This window comes from Streptomyces sp. NPDC048565 (assembly GCF_040650935.1).
GTDB lineage: Bacteria > Actinomycetota > Actinomycetes > Streptomycetales > Streptomycetaceae > Streptomyces.
The window spans coordinates 1-17,641 of the sequence record NZ_JBEZIH010000018.1 but is presented as its reverse complement, the minus strand read 5'-3'; the positions used below and the strand labels follow the sequence as shown (position 1 = coordinate 17,641).

General features: G+C 70.9%; 16 protein-coding genes and 1 pseudogene. 8 read left to right on the top strand and 9 right to left on the bottom strand.

Annotated elements, in window-relative coordinates:
* Nucleotides 1–66: 66 nt before the first annotated feature.
* Both AB0C75_RS21665 and AB0C75_RS21660 read right to left on the bottom strand, forming a co-directional pair.
* Entirely contained in the window at nucleotides 67–1,224 is a 1,158-nt protein-coding gene (locus AB0C75_RS21665; protein WP_362893198.1) for an SGNH/GDSL hydrolase family protein, read from the bottom strand.
* 59 nt (nucleotides 1,225–1,283) lie between these two features.
* Nucleotides 1,284–1,853 carry a WHG domain-containing protein gene (locus tag AB0C75_RS21660; RefSeq protein WP_362893196.1) on the bottom strand — a complete coding sequence of 190 codons (570 nt, stop codon included), beginning with the start codon at nucleotides 1,851–1,853 and terminating at the stop codon, nucleotides 1,284–1,286.
* Nucleotides 1,854–2,188: 335 nt separating this feature from the next.
* On the opposite strand from AB0C75_RS21660, the gene AB0C75_RS21655 reads away from it, so the two are divergent.
* Both AB0C75_RS21655 and AB0C75_RS21650 read left to right on the top strand, forming a co-directional pair.
* Nucleotides 2,189–2,899: a polysaccharide deacetylase family protein gene (locus tag AB0C75_RS21655; RefSeq protein ID WP_362893194.1), complete on the top strand. Its 711-nt coding sequence runs from the start codon at nucleotides 2,189–2,191 to the stop codon at nucleotides 2,897–2,899.
* Nucleotides 2,900–3,052: 153 nt separating this feature from the next.
* Nucleotides 3,053–3,868, top strand: a complete 816-nt coding sequence (locus AB0C75_RS21650; protein WP_362893192.1) for an SAM-dependent methyltransferase — start codon at nucleotides 3,053–3,055, stop codon at nucleotides 3,866–3,868.
* 33 nt (nucleotides 3,869–3,901) lie between these two features.
* Here the strand turns inward: AB0C75_RS21650 and AB0C75_RS21645 are convergent, their stop codons facing one another.
* On the bottom strand, nucleotides 3,902–4,546 hold the full coding sequence (locus AB0C75_RS21645; protein WP_362893190.1) for a DUF998 domain-containing protein: 645 nt from the start codon (nucleotides 4,544–4,546) through the stop codon (nucleotides 3,902–3,904).
* Between the two features lie 121 nt (nucleotides 4,547–4,667).
* Between AB0C75_RS21645 and AB0C75_RS21640 the strand changes: the two genes are divergently transcribed.
* On the top strand, nucleotides 4,668–4,931 hold the full coding sequence (locus AB0C75_RS21640; protein ID WP_362893188.1) for a DUF5133 domain-containing protein: 264 nt from the start codon (nucleotides 4,668–4,670) through the stop codon (nucleotides 4,929–4,931).
* A 17-nt stretch (nucleotides 4,932–4,948) separates the two neighbouring features.
* Here the strand turns inward: AB0C75_RS21640 and AB0C75_RS21635 are convergent, their stop codons facing one another.
* From AB0C75_RS21635 to otnK, 4 genes are all read right to left on the bottom strand, one after another.
* A complete protein-coding gene (locus tag AB0C75_RS21635; protein WP_362893187.1) occupies nucleotides 4,949–6,667 on the bottom strand; it encodes an acyl-CoA dehydrogenase family protein in 1,719 nt (572 codons plus the stop codon).
* 47 nt (nucleotides 6,668–6,714) lie between these two features.
* Nucleotides 6,715–7,281: a PadR family transcriptional regulator gene (locus tag AB0C75_RS21630; protein ID WP_362893185.1), complete on the bottom strand. Its 567-nt coding sequence runs from the start codon at nucleotides 7,279–7,281 to the stop codon at nucleotides 6,715–6,717.
* A 91-nt stretch (nucleotides 7,282–7,372) separates the two neighbouring features.
* Nucleotides 7,373–8,014 carry a class II aldolase/adducin family protein gene (locus tag AB0C75_RS21625; RefSeq protein ID WP_362893183.1) on the bottom strand — a complete coding sequence of 214 codons (642 nt, stop codon included), beginning with the start codon at nucleotides 8,012–8,014 and terminating at the stop codon, nucleotides 7,373–7,375.
* Nucleotides 8,011–9,294, bottom strand: coding sequence for a 3-oxo-tetronate kinase (gene otnK / locus AB0C75_RS21620; RefSeq protein ID WP_362893181.1), 1,284 nt, complete (start codon nucleotides 9,292–9,294; stop codon nucleotides 8,011–8,013). The genes AB0C75_RS21625 and otnK overlap by 4 nt, the downstream gene beginning before the upstream one ends.
* Before the next feature lie 201 nt (nucleotides 9,295–9,495).
* Here otnK and AB0C75_RS21615 point away from each other — a divergent pair, with 201 nt between their 5' ends.
* The 3 genes from AB0C75_RS21615 (at nucleotide 9,496) to AB0C75_RS21605 (ending at nucleotide 13,159) form a co-directional block, all read left to right on the top strand.
* A complete protein-coding gene (locus tag AB0C75_RS21615; protein ID WP_362893179.1) occupies nucleotides 9,496–10,926 on the top strand; it encodes a homoserine dehydrogenase in 1,431 nt (476 codons plus the stop codon).
* Nucleotides 10,923–12,281, top strand: a complete 1,359-nt coding sequence (locus AB0C75_RS21610; RefSeq protein WP_362893177.1) for a gluconate:H+ symporter — start codon at nucleotides 10,923–10,925, stop codon at nucleotides 12,279–12,281. Before AB0C75_RS21615 ends, AB0C75_RS21610 begins: the two co-directional genes overlap by 4 nt.
* 86 nt (nucleotides 12,282–12,367) lie before the next feature.
* Nucleotides 12,368–13,159: a DeoR/GlpR family DNA-binding transcription regulator gene (locus AB0C75_RS21605; RefSeq protein ID WP_362893175.1), complete on the top strand. Its 792-nt coding sequence runs from the start codon at nucleotides 12,368–12,370 to the stop codon at nucleotides 13,157–13,159.
* 7 nt (nucleotides 13,160–13,166) lie between these two features.
* Here the strand turns inward: AB0C75_RS21605 and AB0C75_RS21600 are convergent, their stop codons facing one another.
* Both AB0C75_RS21600 and AB0C75_RS21595 read right to left on the bottom strand, forming a co-directional pair.
* Nucleotides 13,167–14,825, bottom strand: a complete 1,659-nt coding sequence (locus AB0C75_RS21600) for an MFS transporter (protein WP_362893173.1) — start codon at nucleotides 14,823–14,825, stop codon at nucleotides 13,167–13,169.
* Between the two features lie 72 nt (nucleotides 14,826–14,897).
* Nucleotides 14,898–16,019: a PP2C family protein-serine/threonine phosphatase gene (locus AB0C75_RS21595; RefSeq protein ID WP_362893171.1), complete on the bottom strand. Its 1,122-nt coding sequence runs from the start codon at nucleotides 16,017–16,019 to the stop codon at nucleotides 14,898–14,900.
* Nucleotides 16,020–16,062: 43 nt separating this feature from the next.
* Here AB0C75_RS21595 and AB0C75_RS21590 point away from each other — a divergent pair.
* A pseudogene (locus AB0C75_RS21590) lies at nucleotides 16,063–16,392 on the top strand (ATP-binding cassette domain-containing protein); the annotation flags it as partial.
* Nucleotides 16,393–16,564: 172 nt separating this feature from the next.
* On the top strand, nucleotides 16,565–17,581 hold the full coding sequence (locus AB0C75_RS21585; RefSeq protein WP_362893169.1) for a bile acid:sodium symporter family protein: 1,017 nt from the start codon (nucleotides 16,565–16,567) through the stop codon (nucleotides 17,579–17,581).
* Nucleotides 17,582–17,641 lie beyond the last annotated feature (60 nt).

The window sequence follows — 17,641 nt, the reverse complement described above, 5'->3', positions numbered from 1 at the left end:
TGTCCAAGAATGCCCCTGCGGCTTCCCGCTCTCAACCGGCCCCCTGCCCGGGCAGAGCCGATTGGCTCAGTCGGCGCCGAGCACCAGACCGGCGAAGCGCTCACCGATGCGCAGGTGCGTCGCGGCGTCGGGGTGCAGCGCGTCGGGAAGCGGCAGCTCGGCGAAGTCCTTCTCGCCGTAGAGCTCGCGGCCGTCGAGGTGGCGGATGTTCGGGTCATCCGCCGCCCGCTGCGCGACGATGCGGGCGAGTTCCTCCCTGATGATGCTGAGCGTGAGCTTCCCCGCAGCGGTCTCTGCGGGGTCTCCCGCGGCGCGGAAATTCAGCTTGCCCTCGGCGACGGCACTGAAGTCCGGTGCGCTGGGACCCGGCGTGTCCTCATGGATGGGACACAGGATGGGTGAGACGACCAGCAGCGGAGTGGTGGGATGGCCTTCGCGGATGGTGTCCAGGAAGCCGTGGACGGCCGGGGTGAAGGCCCGCAGGCGCATCACGTCGGCGTTGACCAGGTTGATGCCGAGCTTGACGCTGATCAGGTCCGCGGGTGTGTCGCGCAGCGCCCGGGCGGTGAACGGGTCGAGCAGGGCGCCGCCGCCGAACCCCAGGTTGATCAGCTCCACCCCGGCGAGGGCGGCGGCCCGTGCGGGCCAGGTGGTGGTGGGACTCGCGGCGTCCGATCCGTGACTGATCGAGCTGCCGTGGTGCAGCCACACCCTCCGTCCCTGGGCGGGGACGGGCTCCACCGGCGCATCGGTGCGCAGCGCGACCAGTTCGGTGGTCTCGTTGTGCGGCAGCCAGATCTCGACGACCTTCGGCTCGGCGGACAGGCCGTCGAAGCGGAGGGTTCCCGTCGGCCCCGGTGCGACCTCGGCCGATCCGGTGGTCATGTCGATGGTCAGGGTGTTGCCGCCCGGCACATGGGACCGGTCCGTGAGCCGGCCGTCGACCAACAGGTCGTAGACCCCGTCGGGCCGGGGCGGGACGCCCACGTACACCCGTTTGGTGGGCAGGGTGTCCAGCTCCACGACGGTCGCCCGGGTCCGCAGGACCAGCCGCACCCCGGAGGGCTGGGACTGGGCCATCGCCAGCTGGCCGTCGGTGTTCTGGGCGCGCGCCCGGGCGGGCAGCCGGTGCGGCAGCAGACCCCGCTCGGTGCGCTCGGGATCGAGGGCGCCGCGCAGGAGATCCGCGGTGAGGGGCGTGGTTATCAGTTCGTCGGTGCTCATTTTCCGCTGCCTGTCGGTCGTACGTATGCGTCCGGTCGGGAAGGGGCGAAGCGGCGTGGTCAGGGAGCGGGCCAGTTGCGCAGCAGGGAGTCGAGGGCGTCCAGGACACGCACCCAGGTCTCCTCCGTGCCCGGGGCGCTGTGACTGAAGCTGCCGCCCGACTCCATGGTGATGTAGCCGTGGAATACGCTGCCCAGCAGCCGGACCGCGTGCGTCTGGTCCGGTTCGGTCAGGTCGTAGCCGCGCAGGATCGCGCGCGTCATCTGGGCATGCCTGACGCCGGCGCTGGTGGCGGCGACTTCCGGGTCGAGCCTCAGCTGAGCGGCGGCGTAGCGGCCCGGGTGCTCCCTGGCGTAGTCGCGGTAGGCGTTCGCTGACGCCTCCAGTGCGTCCTTGCCCGCCCTTCCGGCCAGCGCGGCGGCGACACGGTCGGCCAGTTCCGCCAGGGCCAGCAGGGCGATCCTCGTCCTGAGGTCCTGGGAGTTCTTCAGATGCGAGTAGAGACTCGCGTCCTTGACGCCGAACTGCCGGGCGAGTGCCGCGACGGTCACGTTGTCGAAGCCGACCTCGTCGGCCATGTCCGCCCCGGCCAGCGTGAGGCGTTCAGCGGTCAGCCCTGCTCTCGCCATGACCATCCCTCTCCTTCGCCGGACCCGGCGGATCCGGCGGAGTCGATTATGCATTTGCCTAATACTTCTAGGCAAATAGCGAGGGTCACTCGGTTCGACGTTTCGAGCTTCCGAAACTTTCGGACCGGGAGAGCACAAACGCCGAGCCGTCTCTCCCGAGAATCGATGCTCCCCCGCCCTCCATGCCGACACACCCCACCCACGAGCGGAACAATTACTCCCAAAGCACCTCGCTTCAGTCCTCGACGGTTTCGTAGTTCTTGCCGAAACCATTGACACTTGACAGGGCCAGTTCAAAACTGTCGCCGTCGGCAGACCTCGAGAAGGGCTCTTCCATGCGCATCACGCCACGCCTGTCCCTACGGCCGGTGATCACCGCACTGGCCGTGGCCACGATGGCCGCGACCGCCACCGTCGCCGTGGACACCACCCCCTCCCACGCCACCCCCTCCCACGCCGCCTGCAACGGGTACGTCGGGCTCACCTTCGACGACGGCCCGTCCGGCAGCACCGCGGGCCTGCTCGCCGCCCTGACGCAGAACGGGCTGCGGGCCACGATGTTCAACCAGGGCGAGTACGCCGCCGCCAACCCGGCCCAGGTGCGGGCACAGGTCGACGCCGGCATGTGGGTCGGCAACCACACCTACACCCACCCGCACCTGACCGGGCTGAGTCAGGATCAGGTCGACTCGGAGATCTCCCGGACCCAGCAGGCCATCGCGGACGGCGGCGGAGGCACGCCGAAGCTGTTCCGTCCGCCGTACGGTGAGACCGACGCGACCGTGCAGGCCACCGCGGCTTCGTACGGCCTGACCCAGATCATCTGGGATGTCGACTCCCAGGACTGGAACGGCGCGAGCACCGACGCGATCGTGCAGGCCAACGCGCGGCTCACCGACGGTCAGATCATCCTCATGCACGACTGGCCGGCCAACACGGTCGCCGCCCTCCCGCGCATCGCACAGGACCTGGCGGGCCGAGGGCTGTGCGCCGGCATGATCTCCCCCCTGAACGGACGCGCGGTGGCCCCCGACAGCGTCGGCTGACAGCCGCTGCTTCTCCGGGCCGTGGGGTCGGCGGCCCTACCCGCCGTCCCCGTCGGTCGAGTTGGCCGCGACACCGCACCTTTTGGCGCTCACGTTGCCTATTCTGTTCGAAAGCTGATCACCGCTGTCACGCACGCACACCTGGAGTACGCCATGTCCGGACCGGAGAACGATGCCCCCTCCCTGCGCATCGACACCAGCAGGCCCCATCCCGCCCGGATGTACGACTGGTTCCTCGGAGGCAAGGACAACTACCCGGTGGACGAAGCGTTGGGCCGGCAGATGATCGCCGTCGAACCCGGGGTCCCGGTCATGGCGAAGGTGAACCGGGCCTTCATGCACCGCGCCACCCGGTGGCTGACCGGCCAGGGGATCAGGCAGTTCCTCGACATCGGCACGGGGATCCCCACCGAGCCGAACCTCCACCAGCTCGCCCAACGGGAGGCGCCGGACGCGCGGGTGGTCTACTGCGACAACGATCCGATCGTCCTGGCCCACGCCGAGGCCCTGCTGAAGGGCACCGAGGAAGGCGCCATCGACTACGTCCAGGCGAACGCGGGCGACGTGGACGCCATACTCGAACAGGCCGGCAGGACCCTGGACTTCAGCCGCCCTGTCGGACTCTCGCTGATCGCGCTGCTGCACTTCATCAGCGACGAGGACGGCGCATACGAACTGGTGGAGCGGCTGACCGAGGTTCTCGCACCGGGCAGCCATGTGGTGATCTCCCATCTCACCGCCGACTTCCACCCGGAGTCCACCCGTAAGGTCGACGAGATGTACAAGGCGAACACGCTCACCCTGGCGCCCCGCACCCACGATGAGTTCGCCCGCTTCTTCGACGGCTTCGACGTCGTCGAGCCCGGCATCGTGGCGGCCGAGGTCTGGCACCCCGAGCTCGGCGAACCGGTCCCCGGCCAGGACGACATCGTCAGCCCCGGCTATGCGGCGGTGGGCCGGAAGCCGTAGCCGCCGTCCCGGGGGCGGCCGGCCGGGAGCGGCTCAGGCCTGCCGCTCCCGGTGCCGCACGCAGGAGAGAACCACCACGAGTGGCCAGAGCGACTGCGCGAAGGTGATGACGCGTTCGGCCGCGCCGGCGATGTCGAACACGAGGAGGGCGAGCAGGAACCAGGCACCGCCGAGCCACATCAGCGCCGCCGCCGCCACGGACGGCCTGAGCCGCAGCCCCCACGGTGGGGTCATCGCACGCACGATACCGGCCGCGCCCGGTCCTGACGCGGACCGCGAGACGACGGCGCCGCGCCGCACGGCCAGCACCGGCCACAGCGCGAGGAGTGAGAAACCCACGGTCACGATCACACCGTGGGGGTACGAGCCACCACTGCTCGGAGCCGGGAACAGGGCCAGCAGCATCGCCGTGATCCCGCCGCCGGCCAGCGCCGCCCGCCCGAACGGCGCGGCGGGTCGCAGGCCGCAGGCGGTGACCACATGGCAGGCTCCCAGGGCGACCAGGGCCGATGTCATCACCCAGTACCCGGCGGCGCCGTCGGCCGCCAGGATGCTGATCGTCGTCGACGCGGGGTCGTAACCGGGCCCCTGAAGCCACGCCGCGACCGCCCAGCCGCCCACGAGCAGGATCGGGGCGCACACCGAGGAGATCAGGACCCACCAGGAGACAGACCGCATCGGTGCACGGTAGAACGCCCGGGCCGACAACCGGTGGTGTACACGCAGGCGAGGGCCTACTCCGCTCGCGAGCGGGTAGGAGCATGTATCGGACGAGGCCCCGAACAGAGGAGAACCCGCTGTGCTGAAACCCAGTCCTCAGGATCTGAGGGTCGCCCTGGCCCGCTACGCCGACGCGCGGATCGAGGACGCGCGCCGCTCCACGGTCGCGACGGCGCGGGCCACGGAGGACGCCGCCCGCACCCTGTGCGTGATGACCGGCGCCCCGGCCGTCCCCCAGGCACTCCATGACGCCGACACCATGCTCGGCATGAGGACCACGGTCTCCCCCGCCCTTCGCCGCCCCGGCGGAGCGGCGAAGGGCGACGGTTTCAGGATCGCCTGAGCAGTCGTCGGCGTCGGCTACGGAGCCATCTCGTACGAACCGGACAGGGCCTCGACACGGTCCCAGACCCGCGCCGAGCGGGCGTCGTCGACGACCGGACGCCGTACCGCCTCGATGGCCCACCGCTGCTGCTCCGGGGTCGCGGAGTCCTTGCCGTGCAGCTCGACGGCGTGCGCGGAGAAGTCGCGGACGAGCACGGAGAACAGCTCGTCGAGCACGTCCTCGTCCGGACCGGTCAGCTCGGCCTGCTCCAGGATCAGCTGTCCGTGGACCACCAGCGCGAAGAGCTGTCCGACGGACAGCAGGAAGTCCAGGTCGCGGCTCTGCTGCTCGTCAGGCGCGGCTCGGGACACGAAGTCGCACAGCGCGTCGGCCTGCTCGCGGAAGCGGGCGACGTTGGGGACCGAGGCGTAGGCGTCGTAGGCAGGGCGCCAGTCGTGGAAGCGTACGGAGCCGAGACCGCGGGCCGGTCCCTGCCGGAAGAGGAACGCGTCGTCGGCGGCGTCGAGGCGCGTCGGCACGGGCTCGTAGCCGGCCGGGTCCAGCAGGTGGTTGCGCAGGAACTTCAGGATGAGGGCGAGGTTCACATGGACCGTGCCCTCCAGCTTGGGCAGGCTTCGGATCTCCACGGCCGCCTGGGCGAAGTAGGTGTCCTTCTCGAAGCCCTTGGCGGCGATGACGTCCCACATCAGGTCGATGACCTTCTCGCCCTCGGTGGTCACCTTCATCTTCGTCATCGGGTTGAACAGCAGATACCGGCGGTCGTCCGGTCCGGCCGAGCGGAAGTAGTCCACGGCGCGGTCGCTGAACAGCTTCATGCCGACGAGCCGGACGTAGGCGTCGGCCAGCTCGCGGCGGACGTGCGGGAAGGCGGTCACGGGGCGGCCGTAGAGGATGCGGTTCTGCGCGTGGGTGACGGCCTCGTACATCGCGTGCTCGCAGATGCCGATGGAGGCGGTGCAGAGGTTGAACTTGCCCACGTTGACGGTGTTGAGGGCGGCGTCGAAGGCGGCACGGCCGGTGTGCAGGATGGCGTCGGGGCCGACCGGGTAGCCGTCGAGGCGGAACTCGCTGACGTACTTGGAGGAGTCGACGACGTTCTTCACGAGGTGGTAGGCGTCGTGGCGGCTGTCGGCCGCGAAGAAGACGTATCCCTCGGGGCCTTCGACGTCGGTGCGCCTGCCGAAGACGGAGACGAGTCCTGCGGCGTTACCGTTGCCTATGTAGTACTTGGAGCCGGTGGCCAGGAACCCGCCGTCGCCGTCCGGTGTCAGCAGCATGTCGGTGGAGTAGATGTCGGCGCCGTGCGCCTTCTCCGACAGGCCGAAGGCGAACACCTCGCCCTGGGAGAGGAGTTCCGTGGCGCGGTCGCGGGCGGCCTGGTTGTCGCTCTGCCAGACGGGGCCGAGACCGAGGATGGTCACCTGCCAGGCGTACCAGTAGTCGAGTCCGTAGAACCCGAAGATCTCGTTGAGCGCGGCGATCCGGGCGGTGTCCCAGCGCTGGTCCTCGCGCTCGGCGGCGGAGGCGGGGGTGAGGAAGGTGGCGAACAGGCCTTCCTTCGCGGCGAAGCCGAGGAACTCCCCCAGCCAGGCACGTGACCTGTAGTCCTCGATGATCCGGCGCTTGCCGCGGTCCTCGAACCAGTCGATGGTGGCGCGCAGCAGCCTGCGGGTCTCGGGGTCGAAGTGCGCCGGGTCGTAGGCACGCGGGTGGAACAGCAGCGGGTCGGCCATGGTGGAACGCCTTCCGGGGGGGTACGGGCGGGAGGGGTCGGTACGGTTCAGATGCGCGGGCCGGCCGCGCCGAGCCGGTGGAGCGTGGCGAGTACGTCGTCGAGCCAGGCGACCGTCATGCGCTCGTAGGCGATGCCGCCGCGCAGCACGACGTGCTGGAGCTCCTGCCCCGCGTCGAGCGGTGCGGGGGCGTCGGGACCGGTGAAGTCACGGAGTTCCCCGGTCAGATAGTGCGCGAGCCGGTCGCTGTGCACCCGGTGGTGCCGCTCGACCTCCTGGAGCAGCGCGGCCGGGTCGTCGAAGGCCGCGCCACGGATCTTCACGGCGAGGTCGTGGCGCAGGCTCTCGGGTTCGATCGGTTCGTGCAGCCAGCCGGAGAGTGCGGCGCGACCGGGGCCGGCGACGGAGTACTCCTTCTTGTCCGGCCGGCGCTCCTGCGGGATGTCGCGGACATCGAGCAGGCCGTCGCTCTCCATGCGCTTGAGGACGCGATAGATCTGCTGGTGGGTGGCGGTCCAGAAGTATCCGATGGACCGCTCGAACCTGCGGGCGAGCTCATAGCCCGAGCCCGGCTGCTCCAGCAGGGATACGAGGATCGCGTGTTCGAGGGCCATACCCCGATCGTTCTATGCAACTGGTTGCATAGCAAGCGGCGGCGGCCGGGTGAGACGCTCCTCACCCGAGCCGCCGCCGCGTCGGACGGTGTCAGCTCTCACCCCACGGCGAGTCGTACTTCTGCGCGAGCACACCGGCTTCCTCGGGTGTGAGCAGTCGCGGGGACCGCTCCCCCAGGGCGAGGAGCAGGGCGGACACCTCTTCGAGTTCCACCGCGGCTTCCACGGCGCGGGCCATCGTGGGGCCGGCGAGTACGGGCCCGTGGTTCTGGAGGAGCGCGGCGCGGAGCGGGAAGGGCAGCCCGGCCAGTTCCTCGGCCTGAGCAGCGTCGCCCGGCGGGGCGTACGGGACGAGCGGGGTCTGGCCGACGCGCATCACGAAGTACGGGGTCAGCGGCGGTATCGCACTCCTGGGGGACCACGGGGGGAGGCAGGAGACCGCTGTGGAGTGCCGGGCGTGCAGATGGACGACGGCGCGGGTGGCGGCGTCGCGCCGGTAGAAGGCGCTGTGCAGGGGGAACTCCTTCGACGGACGCGGCCCGTCGATGTGGGTGCCGTCGACGGCCAGCTCACTGAGCCCGTCGGGGTCGATCTCGGCGAGGTCGGCACCGGTGGGGGTGATGAGGATGCGGTCGCCGGACCGGACGCTGAGGTTGCCGGAGGAACCGGGACTGAGTCCGAGGGCCGCCAGCCGGGCGCCGGCGGCGGCGAGATCGGTGCGGGGGTCACTCATGCCAGCGCGCTCCAGGCTTCCGTGAAGATGGCGGTGTCGCCGAAGTTGCCCGACTTCAGGGCGAGATCCACGGCGTGGTCCCGGCCCTGCGCCCGGCCTTCGGCCCGCGCCCAGGTGACACCGGGCGCGATGGGCGTGCCGATGGCCAGGGTGCGGATGCCGAGCGCGGTGACGACGGCTCCCGAGGTCTCTCCGCCGGCCACGAGGAGGCGGCGCGCACCTGCCGCGACCAGGTCGGTGGCGCAGGTGGCGAGGGCCAGCTCGACCAGTTCGGACGCGGGCGTGGCCTGGTGCGGCGCCTCCTGTTCGAGGTCGCCGAGGTCGTCGACGGCGTAGATCAGGGGCGGCTTTGCGGGGTCGTCGTCCCAGGCCCGTCGGGCGAAGGCGACGAGTCCGGCGACCGTACCGGTGAAGTCGACGCGCAGGGCGTTCAGGTCGAGCTTGCGGTGCGGCAGGTGTGCGCGTGCGTGGGCGACCTGGGCCCGGGTGGCGGACGAGGCGCTCCCGGAGAGCACGACACCTGGGTCCCCCGGGCGGGAGGCGGGGGTGGCACGGGCGGCCTCGGTGTGCGGACCGGTGAGACCGAGGGCGAGGCCCGCCGCGCCGGTGACGAGGGTGAGGTGGGCGGTGGCCGCGGAGACGGTCACCAGGTCATCGTCGCTCACGGCGTCCACGACGACCAGGGCCTCGGCGAGCTCCGGGGCGTCCAGGGCGGTGCGCAGCGCGTCGCTGCCCTCGCGCACGGTGTCGAGCCCGACGAGGCGGACCGGGTGGCCGGTCTGCGGGGTGAGCAGCCGGCCGAGGTGGGAGTCGCGCATCGGTGTGAGCGGGTGGTGCCGCATGGGGCTGTCTTCGAGGGACTCGCCGTGGACGAAGAGGAGGCCGTCGCGGACGGTGCGTCCGGTCGCGGGGAAGGAGGGGACGACGACCGTGCGGTGCTCGCCCAGCTCAGCGAGGAGCGCGTCGGCCACCGGGCCGATGTTGCCGCGCGGGGTGGAGTCGAAGGTGGAGCAGTACTTGAAGTAGAAGCGCTCGCAGCCGGACGCGCGCAGGGCGCGCAGCGCCGCGAGTGACGTACCGACGGCCTCCTCCACGGGCGCGGTGCGCGACTTGAGCGCCACCACCACCGCGTCCGCGTCACGCACGGCCGCCTCCCCCCGGCCGTCGGAGCAGGCGTCGGGGCCCACGGCCACCACGGTCCTGTGGCCCCGGGCGACAAGCATCGTGGCGAGATCGGTTGCTCCGGTGAAGTCGTCGGCGATGGCTCCGAGGGTCGGCATCGGACCTCCTTGCGTTGGGGGGGTGCGGTACCGGGTGGAGTTCCCCGGCAGCCAGCGTGTGAAAAAATGTTAACAGACTTTACGCAGGCGAGATCTGCTGGTACATATTGTTAACACGCTCCCCTGTGGTGCTCGTGCCGTGGCCGAGACCGCGTCTGCCGGAGCCGTTGAACCGAGCCGTGTGCCCGTCTAGGAGAGCCCATGAACCTGCATCACCTGTTCGCCGGAACCGGCGACCGGACCGTGCGCTACGCACTGTCCGGAGCCGGCGGCGGCTTCGCCCGGACACTGCTGGCCCAGACCCCGCGCATCGGACAGACCCCGCGCATCGGACGTCTGGCCCCCGCCGTCCTGTGCGACCGTGACGTGGAGCGGCTGCGCGGCATGCTCGTCGAGCTCGGATACCCCGCGGAACGCCTGGTCGTCTGCACGGACGCCGACGAGGTCGCACGGGCCGCCGATGACGGGGCCGTCGCCCTGGTCGCGGACGGCTCGCTGCTGTCCGCGGCCCCCTGGGACATCCTGGTCGAGGCGACCGGAAGCCCGGCCGACGGTTACGCCATGGCCAGGGAGGCGCTGACCGGCGGCCGGCACGTCGCCATGGTCAGCAAGGAGGTCGACTCCGTCGCCGGGCTGCACCTCGCGGACCTGGCCCGGGACAACGGCGTCGTCTACACCACGGCCGACGGCGACCAGCCGGCCAACCTCATCGCGCTCGTGACCTGGGCGGAGCTGCTCGGCCTCGACATCGTGGCGATCGGCAAGTCCAGCGAGTACGACCTCGTGTTCGACCCCGCCAGCGGCTCGGTCACCCAGCTGGACACCACGGTCCCCGCTCCCGAACTGGCCGGGCTGCTGAGCCTCGGTTCCGACGTACGCGCCACGCTCGCCGCCCGCGCCGCGGCCGTGACCGCGCTGCCGACCGGCGCCACCGCCGACTACTGCGAGATGGCGGTGGTCGCCACCAACACCGGTTTCCGTCCGGACGTGGAGCGCCTGCACTACCCGGTCGCCCGGATCGCCGAACTCGCCGACGTCTACGCCCTGCGCGAGGACGGCGGGCTGCTGCACCGCGCCGGTGCCGTCGACGTGTTCAGCGCGCTGCGGCTGCCGGACGAGGCCTCCTTCGCCGGCGGAGTCTTCGTCGTCGTACGGACCGGTGACCCGGTCACCTGGGAGACGCTGCGCGGCAAGGGACACGTGGTCAGCCGGGACGGGCGCTACGCGGCCGTCTACCTGCCGTACCACCTCATGGGTGTCGAGACACCCGTCTCATTGCTGTCCGCCGTGCTCCACGGCCGGCCCTCGGGCGGCACCGACCCGCGCGCCCACGCCATGCTCGCCGGCCGGGCCCGGCGTGATCTGGCCGCCGGCACCGTGCTGGAGATGGGCGGCCACCACCACGACGTCACCGGCGTCCAGGCCGTGCTGATCCGCGACGAGGACACCCCCGCCGACGCGGCTCCCCTCTACCTGGCCGCGCACGCCACCCTCGGGCGCGAGGTACGCGCCGGCGCCCTGATCACCGTCGGCGACCTCGCCGACCCCGACGCCGACCTGCTGCACGCCTGGACCTCCGGGCGCGCGTCGCGCGCCACCGATGCCCCTGCCACCCACGCGAGCCGACGATGAGTACCGACCTCCAACACCTCCTGCTGGGCGCCGCCGCTGTCGTCGTCCTGATCCTGCTGATCACCAAGGCCAAGCTCCACCCGTTCCTGGCGCTGGCCCTCTCAGCGCTGGGCCTGGGACTGGCCGCGGGCCTGGGCCCCGGCGACACGGTCGACCATTTCCAGGACGGCTTCGGCGACGCGCTGAAGAGCACCGGGCCCACCATCGGCCTCGGCACGATCCTCGGCGGCATCCTGCTGGGTTCCGGCGGCGCCGACCGGATCGCGACCGTCTTCATCGGCGCCCGGCCCGTGAAGTGGATCCCGACGGCGATCACGGCCGCCGCCCTGCTCATCGGGATGCCGCACCTCTTCGACGTCAGCTTCGTGATGCTCGTACCGCTGGTGTACGCCGTCGCCAAGCGCACCGGCACACACCTGCTGTACGTGGGGCTGCCGCTCGCCGCGGGCCTCTACATCTCGCACGGCCTGCTCCCGCCGCACCCCTCCCCGACCCTCGCGGTCTCGGCGTACAGCGCGAACACCGGCCTGACCATCATGTACGGCCTGATCATCGGCATCCCGATCGCGGTGGTCAGCGGACCGCTGCTGACGAAGTTCGCCTCGCGGTGGTTCGGACCGGCCCCTGACCTGGACAAGGGCCCCATTCCCGAGACGAGCCCCGAGCCGGAGAACCGCAAGCGGCCGGCGTCCTTCGTGCTCGCCCTGATCACCGTGCTGCTGCCGCCCGTCCTGATGCTGATCGGGACCGTGGGCACCTCGAACACCGCCGAGGGCTCACTGCCCTACGCGATCTTCGAGGCGTGCGACTCCTCGGTCATCTCCCTCCTGGCGGCGGTGATCTTCGCCTTCTTCGCGCTGGGTCTGCGCTCCGGCTTCGGTCTGAACCAGCTCCAGAAGATGGCGGGCAAGGGCCTCGGCCCGGTCGGCGGGATCGTGCTGATCCTCGGCGCCGGCGGTGGTCTCAAGGCGATGCTCACCGCGACCGGCATCGACAAGCTGATCTCCGACTACGCGGTGGGCTGGTCGATACCCCCGCTGCTGCTCGCCTGGCTGGTCGCCGCGCTGCTGCGCATCTGCCTCGGCTCGGCGACGGTGGCCACGGCCGCCGCCACCGGAATCGTCGCCCCGCTGATCGGCGCCTACCCGGGCCTCTCCCCCGAACTGCTGGTGCTGGCGACGGCATCGGGCGCGGTCATGCTGTCACATGTCAACGACTCCGGATTCTGGCTGTTCAAGGAGTACTACCAGCTCTCGGTCGCCCAGACGTTCCGCACCTGGACACTGATGCTGTCGCTGCAGTCGCTGCTCAGCCTCGGCGGAGTACTCCTGCTCAGCACGTTCGTCGGATCCTGAACGCCGCGCCCTGTTGGGACCCCGCAGGGCGGGACGGCACAATCGAGCAGCGGCCACGGTGGCCGCGCGAGGAAAGGTAAGAAGCAGTGGCCGACGAAGAGCAGTTGCCCCTGATCCCCGATCAACGGCGCGAGCTCCTGTTGAAGCATCTGCGGCGCGACGGGGTCCTGAGCGTGCAGCAGATCACCCAGCTCTTCGGCGTCTCCCACATGACCGTCCGCCGCGACATCGCCGAGCTTGAGCGTCAGGGGCTGGTGTTCTCCGTGCCCGGCGGGGCACGGATCGCCAGCCACCTCCAGAGCGAGCCCAGCTTCCAGGCGAAGTCGGCGATGGAGCAGCCCGAGAAGCAGGCCATGGCCGCGGCAGCCGCCGAGCTCGTACGGGAAGGCATGACGGTCTACCTGGACGCGGGCACGACACTGCTGGCCATGGTGCCGTTGCTCGCACGCCATGAGTCGCTGACGGTCGTCACCAACGACTTCACGACCGTCGACCGCCTCATGGGCTCCTCGCACCTGGACGTCATACACATCGGCGGCCAGGTGGACCCGTCCAACCGGTCGAGCGTGGGCCGGCTCGCGGCCACGACGCTGCGTCAGCTGGCGCTGGACATCGCCTTCATCAGCACCAGCTCCTGGGATCTGCTGCGCGGCGTGACCACCCCTTCGGCAGCGAAGGTGGAGGTCAAGCAGGCGGCGATGGAGTGCACGGGGTCGAGCGTGCTGGTCGCCGGGGCGTCGAAGTACGGGACGTTCGGAAAGTTCCGGGTGGCGCCGCTCAGCACGTTCGACACCATCGTCACCGACGACTCGCTGGCGGAGGCCGCCGCCGAGGGGCTGCGGGCCGGCGGCGCCGACCTACGGATGGCGGCCGCCTGACCCTTCCTCAGCCGTCGTCCGATCCCTTCGTCGGCCGCCGGGGGTCCTGCCCCGGCGGCGCCGGCGTCCCAGGGGGCGCGTCCTGTGTGACCCGTGTCCCCGGATGCCGGTGCGCGCACAGGAACGCGACCGCGAGCGCGATGGCCATCCCGTAGAACACCCACTGGTTCGCCTCGGCGAAATCCAGTCTGACCGCGTCCATCGAGTCCCTCATCAGGGTGGCGACGTGGCCCGTGCCCTTCGGCTGCTGCGCGTCCGGATTTCCGGTGACCGCCTCGGCGACCGACCGGGCCGCGTCGTGCGCCGCGCCTGCCGGTACACCGTCGGACCTGAGGGTCCCCACGACCTTGTCGGTGGTGACGTGCGTGAGGATGGTCCCGAAGACGGCGATGCCGATACTCGCCGCGTAGTTGCGTACGGTCTGGGTGATGCCGGTGACCTCACCGTACGAGGCACCGATCGACCGGTTGACCGCGTCGGTCGAGGCGGGAGCGAGGAGGAAGCCGATCCCCGCGCCGGCGAGCGCGGCGTAGGGCCACTGGTCGTGCATCGACAGGTGCGTCAGCTTGTTCGCCCACAGTGCGAACCCGACGGCGCCGAGCGCCGTGCCGAGCTTCATCGCCGGACGGGCTCCGCGCCGGTCCAGGATCCGGCCGCCCCACTGGGAGGCGATCCCGAAGCCGATGAAGAAGTACAGCAGGTACAGGGCGGCCTGGTTCGGCGATGCGCTCAGCGAGACCTGCGCGTAGACCGACGCGAAGAAGAACACCGGGACGAACGCCAGCATCGCGAAGAACAGGACGAGCATGTCGACGGTGAAGGCCCGGTCGCGGAAGACACCCAGCTTGATGAGCGGCTCCGCCACCCCGAGTTCGTAGCGGCAGAACACCGCCAGGACGACGAGCCCTCCCACGATGCACGCCCAGGTGGCGACGCTGCTCCAGCCCCACGCGGACGCCTGCTGGAAGCCGAGCACGCTCAGCCCCATGCCCACGGCGACCAGGACGGCGCCCGGCACGTCGAGCCTCTCGCGCCGGCGGGTCTCGGGGATGTGGGCCATGGCCGCCAGGACCAGGGCGATGACGGCGACCGGCACGTTCACCCAGAAGATCGCCCGCCACGTCCAGACCATCAGCCAGCCGCCGAGCAACGGCCCCACCGCGGTGAGCGCACCCGACACACCGAAGAACAGCGCGAGCGCACGGCCCCGCTTCCCCACGGGGAACACGGCGATCACCACGGCGAGCGCGGCGGGGAACATCAACGCCGCGCCGAGCCCTTGCAGGGCGCGGAAGATGATCAGCCAGGTCTGTGCGAAGTCGCCCCTCGGAACACACCCGCACAGCACGGATGAGATGACGAACAGGAGTGTGCCGATCACCATCACCCTGCGGTGGCCGAAGATGTCGGACAGCCGTCCGCCGAGCGCGAAGAAGGCGGCGAGCGCGAGCAGGTAGGCGTTGACGACCCACTGCATCCCGGAGGACGAGAGGCCGAGTTCATCGATGATCCTCGGAGCGGCGACGGCGACGATCGTCTGGTCGATGAAGGTCATCGACACGGCGAAGAGCATCGCCGCGAGAGCCAATGACCGATGGGAGGAGTCCCTCCCGGCAGGGGGGCCGGCCGCGCCTGAGCCGGTACCCGGAAGGGGGTCGGTGCGCATGACCCGAGTGTGGACCGGAAGGGAACCACGTGCACCTCCAGGCCGCGTTCCCGTACGGCGGATGGCGGTGCTTCAGCTCTTTCCCGGCAGCAGCCCTTCGTGCCCGGCACGGGAGCGGTGCAGCGCCAGCATGGCCTGGTCGTCCTTGGGCCGGCCGCCGACGTGGCGCCGGACGTCCAGGATCAGCGTGTCCAGGATCTGCCCCGGGGTGAGGCGTCCGGCGGAGCGCGTCCGTCTGCCGAGCACGAGGGGCAGCCGGGCGACGGGGTCGTAGAAGCGTCCGGTGGCGTCGCGCGATTCGGTGACGCCGTCGGTGAAGCACAACAGGGTGGAACCGGCCGGGAAGGGGAAGCTGTCGACCGGGGAGGCCCACGCGCCCAGATCGCTCATGCCCAGCGGTGGCGCCTCCTCGGACGCCTCGAGGAGGGTGGTGCGGCCCTGCACGTCCAGGAGTACGGGGGCCGGATGGCCCCGGTTGACCAGGCGTACGGTCTCCAGGTCCATGGAGAACTCCGCGATGAGAGCGGTGGTGAAGCCCTCCTCCTGCTGCTCACCGCCGCGCCGGCCCCCCTCGCGCAGAAGGGCGCGCTCCAGCCGGGTCACCAGCTGCGGCAGATCCTCGGCTTCGTCGGCCGCGTACCGGAAGGCACCGAGGTCGGCGCTGACGGCGCTGACCGCCCCGAGCCCCTTCCCCCGCACATCGCCGACCATCACCCGGATGCCGTACGGGGTGCTCTGGACCACGTACAGGTCCCCGCCGATCAGGGCCTCGCTCTCGGCCGGCACGTACCGCGCGTCGATGTGCAGGTCGCCCAGGCGCGACGGCGGCCTCGGCAGTACGGCCCTCTGGGCCACGGCCGCGACCTGCTGGGCGCGCCGCGCGCGGTCGTCCCCTCTGCGCAGCGTGCGGTGGATCAGGACGGCGAGCGCGGTGACGGCCGCCAGGGTGATCTGGTTGGCCACGCCCGCGCGCCAGCCGAAGGTTCCGTCGACCCGTGCGAGGAACGCGTGCACGACCATGGCCGTGACGCCGACGCCGATGATCGCCCGGATGCCGCAGAGCGGGGCGGCGGCGACGGGCGCCGCGATGAGAAGGGGCGCGGAGGTCACATCCTGCGGCGTGATCAGGTCGACCACCACGGCCAGCACGATGAGGCCTACGGGGATCCACTGGGTTCTCAGCAGCTGCGGCACTCCCCCACGCTGCCCGCAAGCACGGCCCTTCGCATCCCGGGACCGGACACCGGGTTCCCTGTCCGGCGGGCAGCGCGGGCGCCTGGCTCTGGCGTCCCTGCTGGTGCGCAGGCCTTCGGCGCTGCTGCTGGACGAGCCGACCAACCATCTCGACGACGGGGCCGCCGCGTTCCTGGAGGAGCAGGTGTGCGGCCTTCCCGGTGCCGTCGTCGTGGCGAGCCACGACCGGGCGTTCCTCGATGCCGTGTGCACGGACCTGATCGACCTGGACCCCGCCGTGGACGGACCTGTGCGGTACGGCGGCAACTACACGGCGTACCAGGCCGAGAAGCGCGCCGAACGGGAGCGCTGGGAACGGCGCTACGCCGAGGAGAGCGATCGTCCTGGCCGGTCACGACCGCTGGCTGCGCAGGCGCTGGCAGGGCCGCGAGCTATGCTTGCGGCCGTGTTCGGCGGATGCCTCCGAGTGAACGCATCCTGGACATCGCGTCCGTATGGTGAGACACGCTTGCGGAGGCCCACGCCTGCGGCGTCTCATCGCGCCTGTGCAAACCGAACAGATACCCCCTGATCAACCGGCCTCCGACGACAAGGCGGCGAGGCGCGCCGTCACGGTGTTCCCGGTCCTCGTACTCGTGGCGGGCGTAGCCGGTCTCGTCACCCCCGGCACGTTCGACGGCTGGACGGAATCGGTTCCGTACCTGCTGGGGATCGTCATGTTCTGCATGGGCCTGACGATGACTCCGCTCGACTTCAGGGGCGTGGCGAAGCGCCCGTGGGCCGTGGCGATCGGTCTGGTCGCGCACTACGTGATCATGCCGGGACTCGGCTGGGCCATCGCCCATCTGCTCGGGCTGCCGCCGCAGCTGGCGGCCGGACTCATCCTGGTCGGCTGCGCGCCGAGCGGCACGGCGTCGAACGTAGTGACCTTCCTGGCCCGCGGTGATGTGGCGCTTTCGGTCTCCGTCGCGACCGTCTCCACCCTGCTCGCGCCTCTGGTGACTCCGCCGCTGACGCTGCTGCTGGCGGGCGCGTATCTGCCGGTGGACGCCGGGTCCATGATCACGGACATTCTCAAGACGGTGCTGCTTCCGGTCCTCGGCGGCCTGGCGGTGCGGCTGATCGCCGGGAAGCTCGTCGACCGCGTGCTGGGTCTGATGCCCTGGCTGTCGTCGCTGGCCATCGCCGCGATCGTCTGCGCCGTCGTGGCGGGCAGCGCCAGCACGATCAAGTCGGCCGCCGTGACGGTGCTGATCGCGGTCGTGCTGCACAACGGCCTCGGGCTCGCGCTCGGTTACGGCGCGGGCAAGCTCGCGAGGCTCGGCCCTCCCGCCAGCCGCGCCATGGCCTTCGAGGTCGGCATGCAGAACTCCGGGCTCGCCGCCTCACTGGCCACGGCCCACTTCAGCCCGCTGGCCGCCCTGCCCGCCGCGGTGTTCTCCGTGTGGCACAACATCTCGGGCGCCCTGGTCGCCGCCTGGATGGCCCACCGGTCGCGGCGCGATGAGGCTCACGCGGTCGCCGCTGCGGCACCGAGGGCCGCGACCGCCGAGGAGTCCTGACCGGGACCCACGCATCCGGCGGTCCCGACGCGCGGCGGGGGGGGGACGCCGGGGTGGGGA

Excerpts from the sequence above, each read along its gene's own strand:
- AB0C75_RS21665 (WP_362893198.1), bottom strand. The coding sequence starts at position 1,224 with ATGAGCACCGACGAACTGATAACCACGCCCCTCACCGCGGATCTCCTG.
- AB0C75_RS21660 (WP_362893196.1), bottom strand. The coding sequence starts at position 1,853 with ATGGCGAGAGCAGGGCTGACCGCTGAACGCCTCACGCTGGCCGGGGCG.
- AB0C75_RS21655 (WP_362893194.1), top strand. The coding sequence starts at position 2,189 with ATGCGCATCACGCCACGCCTGTCCCTACGGCCGGTGATCACCGCACTG.
- AB0C75_RS21650 (WP_362893192.1), top strand. The coding sequence starts at position 3,053 with ATGTCCGGACCGGAGAACGATGCCCCCTCCCTGCGCATCGACACCAGC.
- AB0C75_RS21645 (WP_362893190.1), bottom strand. The coding sequence starts at position 4,546 with ATGCGGTCTGTCTCCTGGTGGGTCCTGATCTCCTCGGTGTGCGCCCCG.
- AB0C75_RS21635 (WP_362893187.1), bottom strand. The coding sequence starts at position 6,667 with ATGGCCGACCCGCTGCTGTTCCACCCGCGTGCCTACGACCCGGCGCAC.
- AB0C75_RS21630 (WP_362893185.1), bottom strand. The coding sequence starts at position 7,281 with ATGGCCCTCGAACACGCGATCCTCGTATCCCTGCTGGAGCAGCCGGGC.
- AB0C75_RS21625 (WP_362893183.1), bottom strand. The coding sequence starts at position 8,014 with ATGAGTGACCCCCGCACCGATCTCGCCGCCGCCGGCGCCCGGCTGGCG.
- otnK (WP_362893181.1), bottom strand. The coding sequence starts at position 9,294 with ATGCCGACCCTCGGAGCCATCGCCGACGACTTCACCGGAGCAACCGAT.
- AB0C75_RS21615 (WP_362893179.1), top strand. The coding sequence starts at position 9,496 with ATGAACCTGCATCACCTGTTCGCCGGAACCGGCGACCGGACCGTGCGC.
- AB0C75_RS21610 (WP_362893177.1), top strand. The coding sequence starts at position 10,923 with ATGAGTACCGACCTCCAACACCTCCTGCTGGGCGCCGCCGCTGTCGTC.
- AB0C75_RS21600 (WP_362893173.1), bottom strand. The coding sequence starts at position 14,825 with ATGCGCACCGACCCCCTTCCGGGTACCGGCTCAGGCGCGGCCGGCCCC.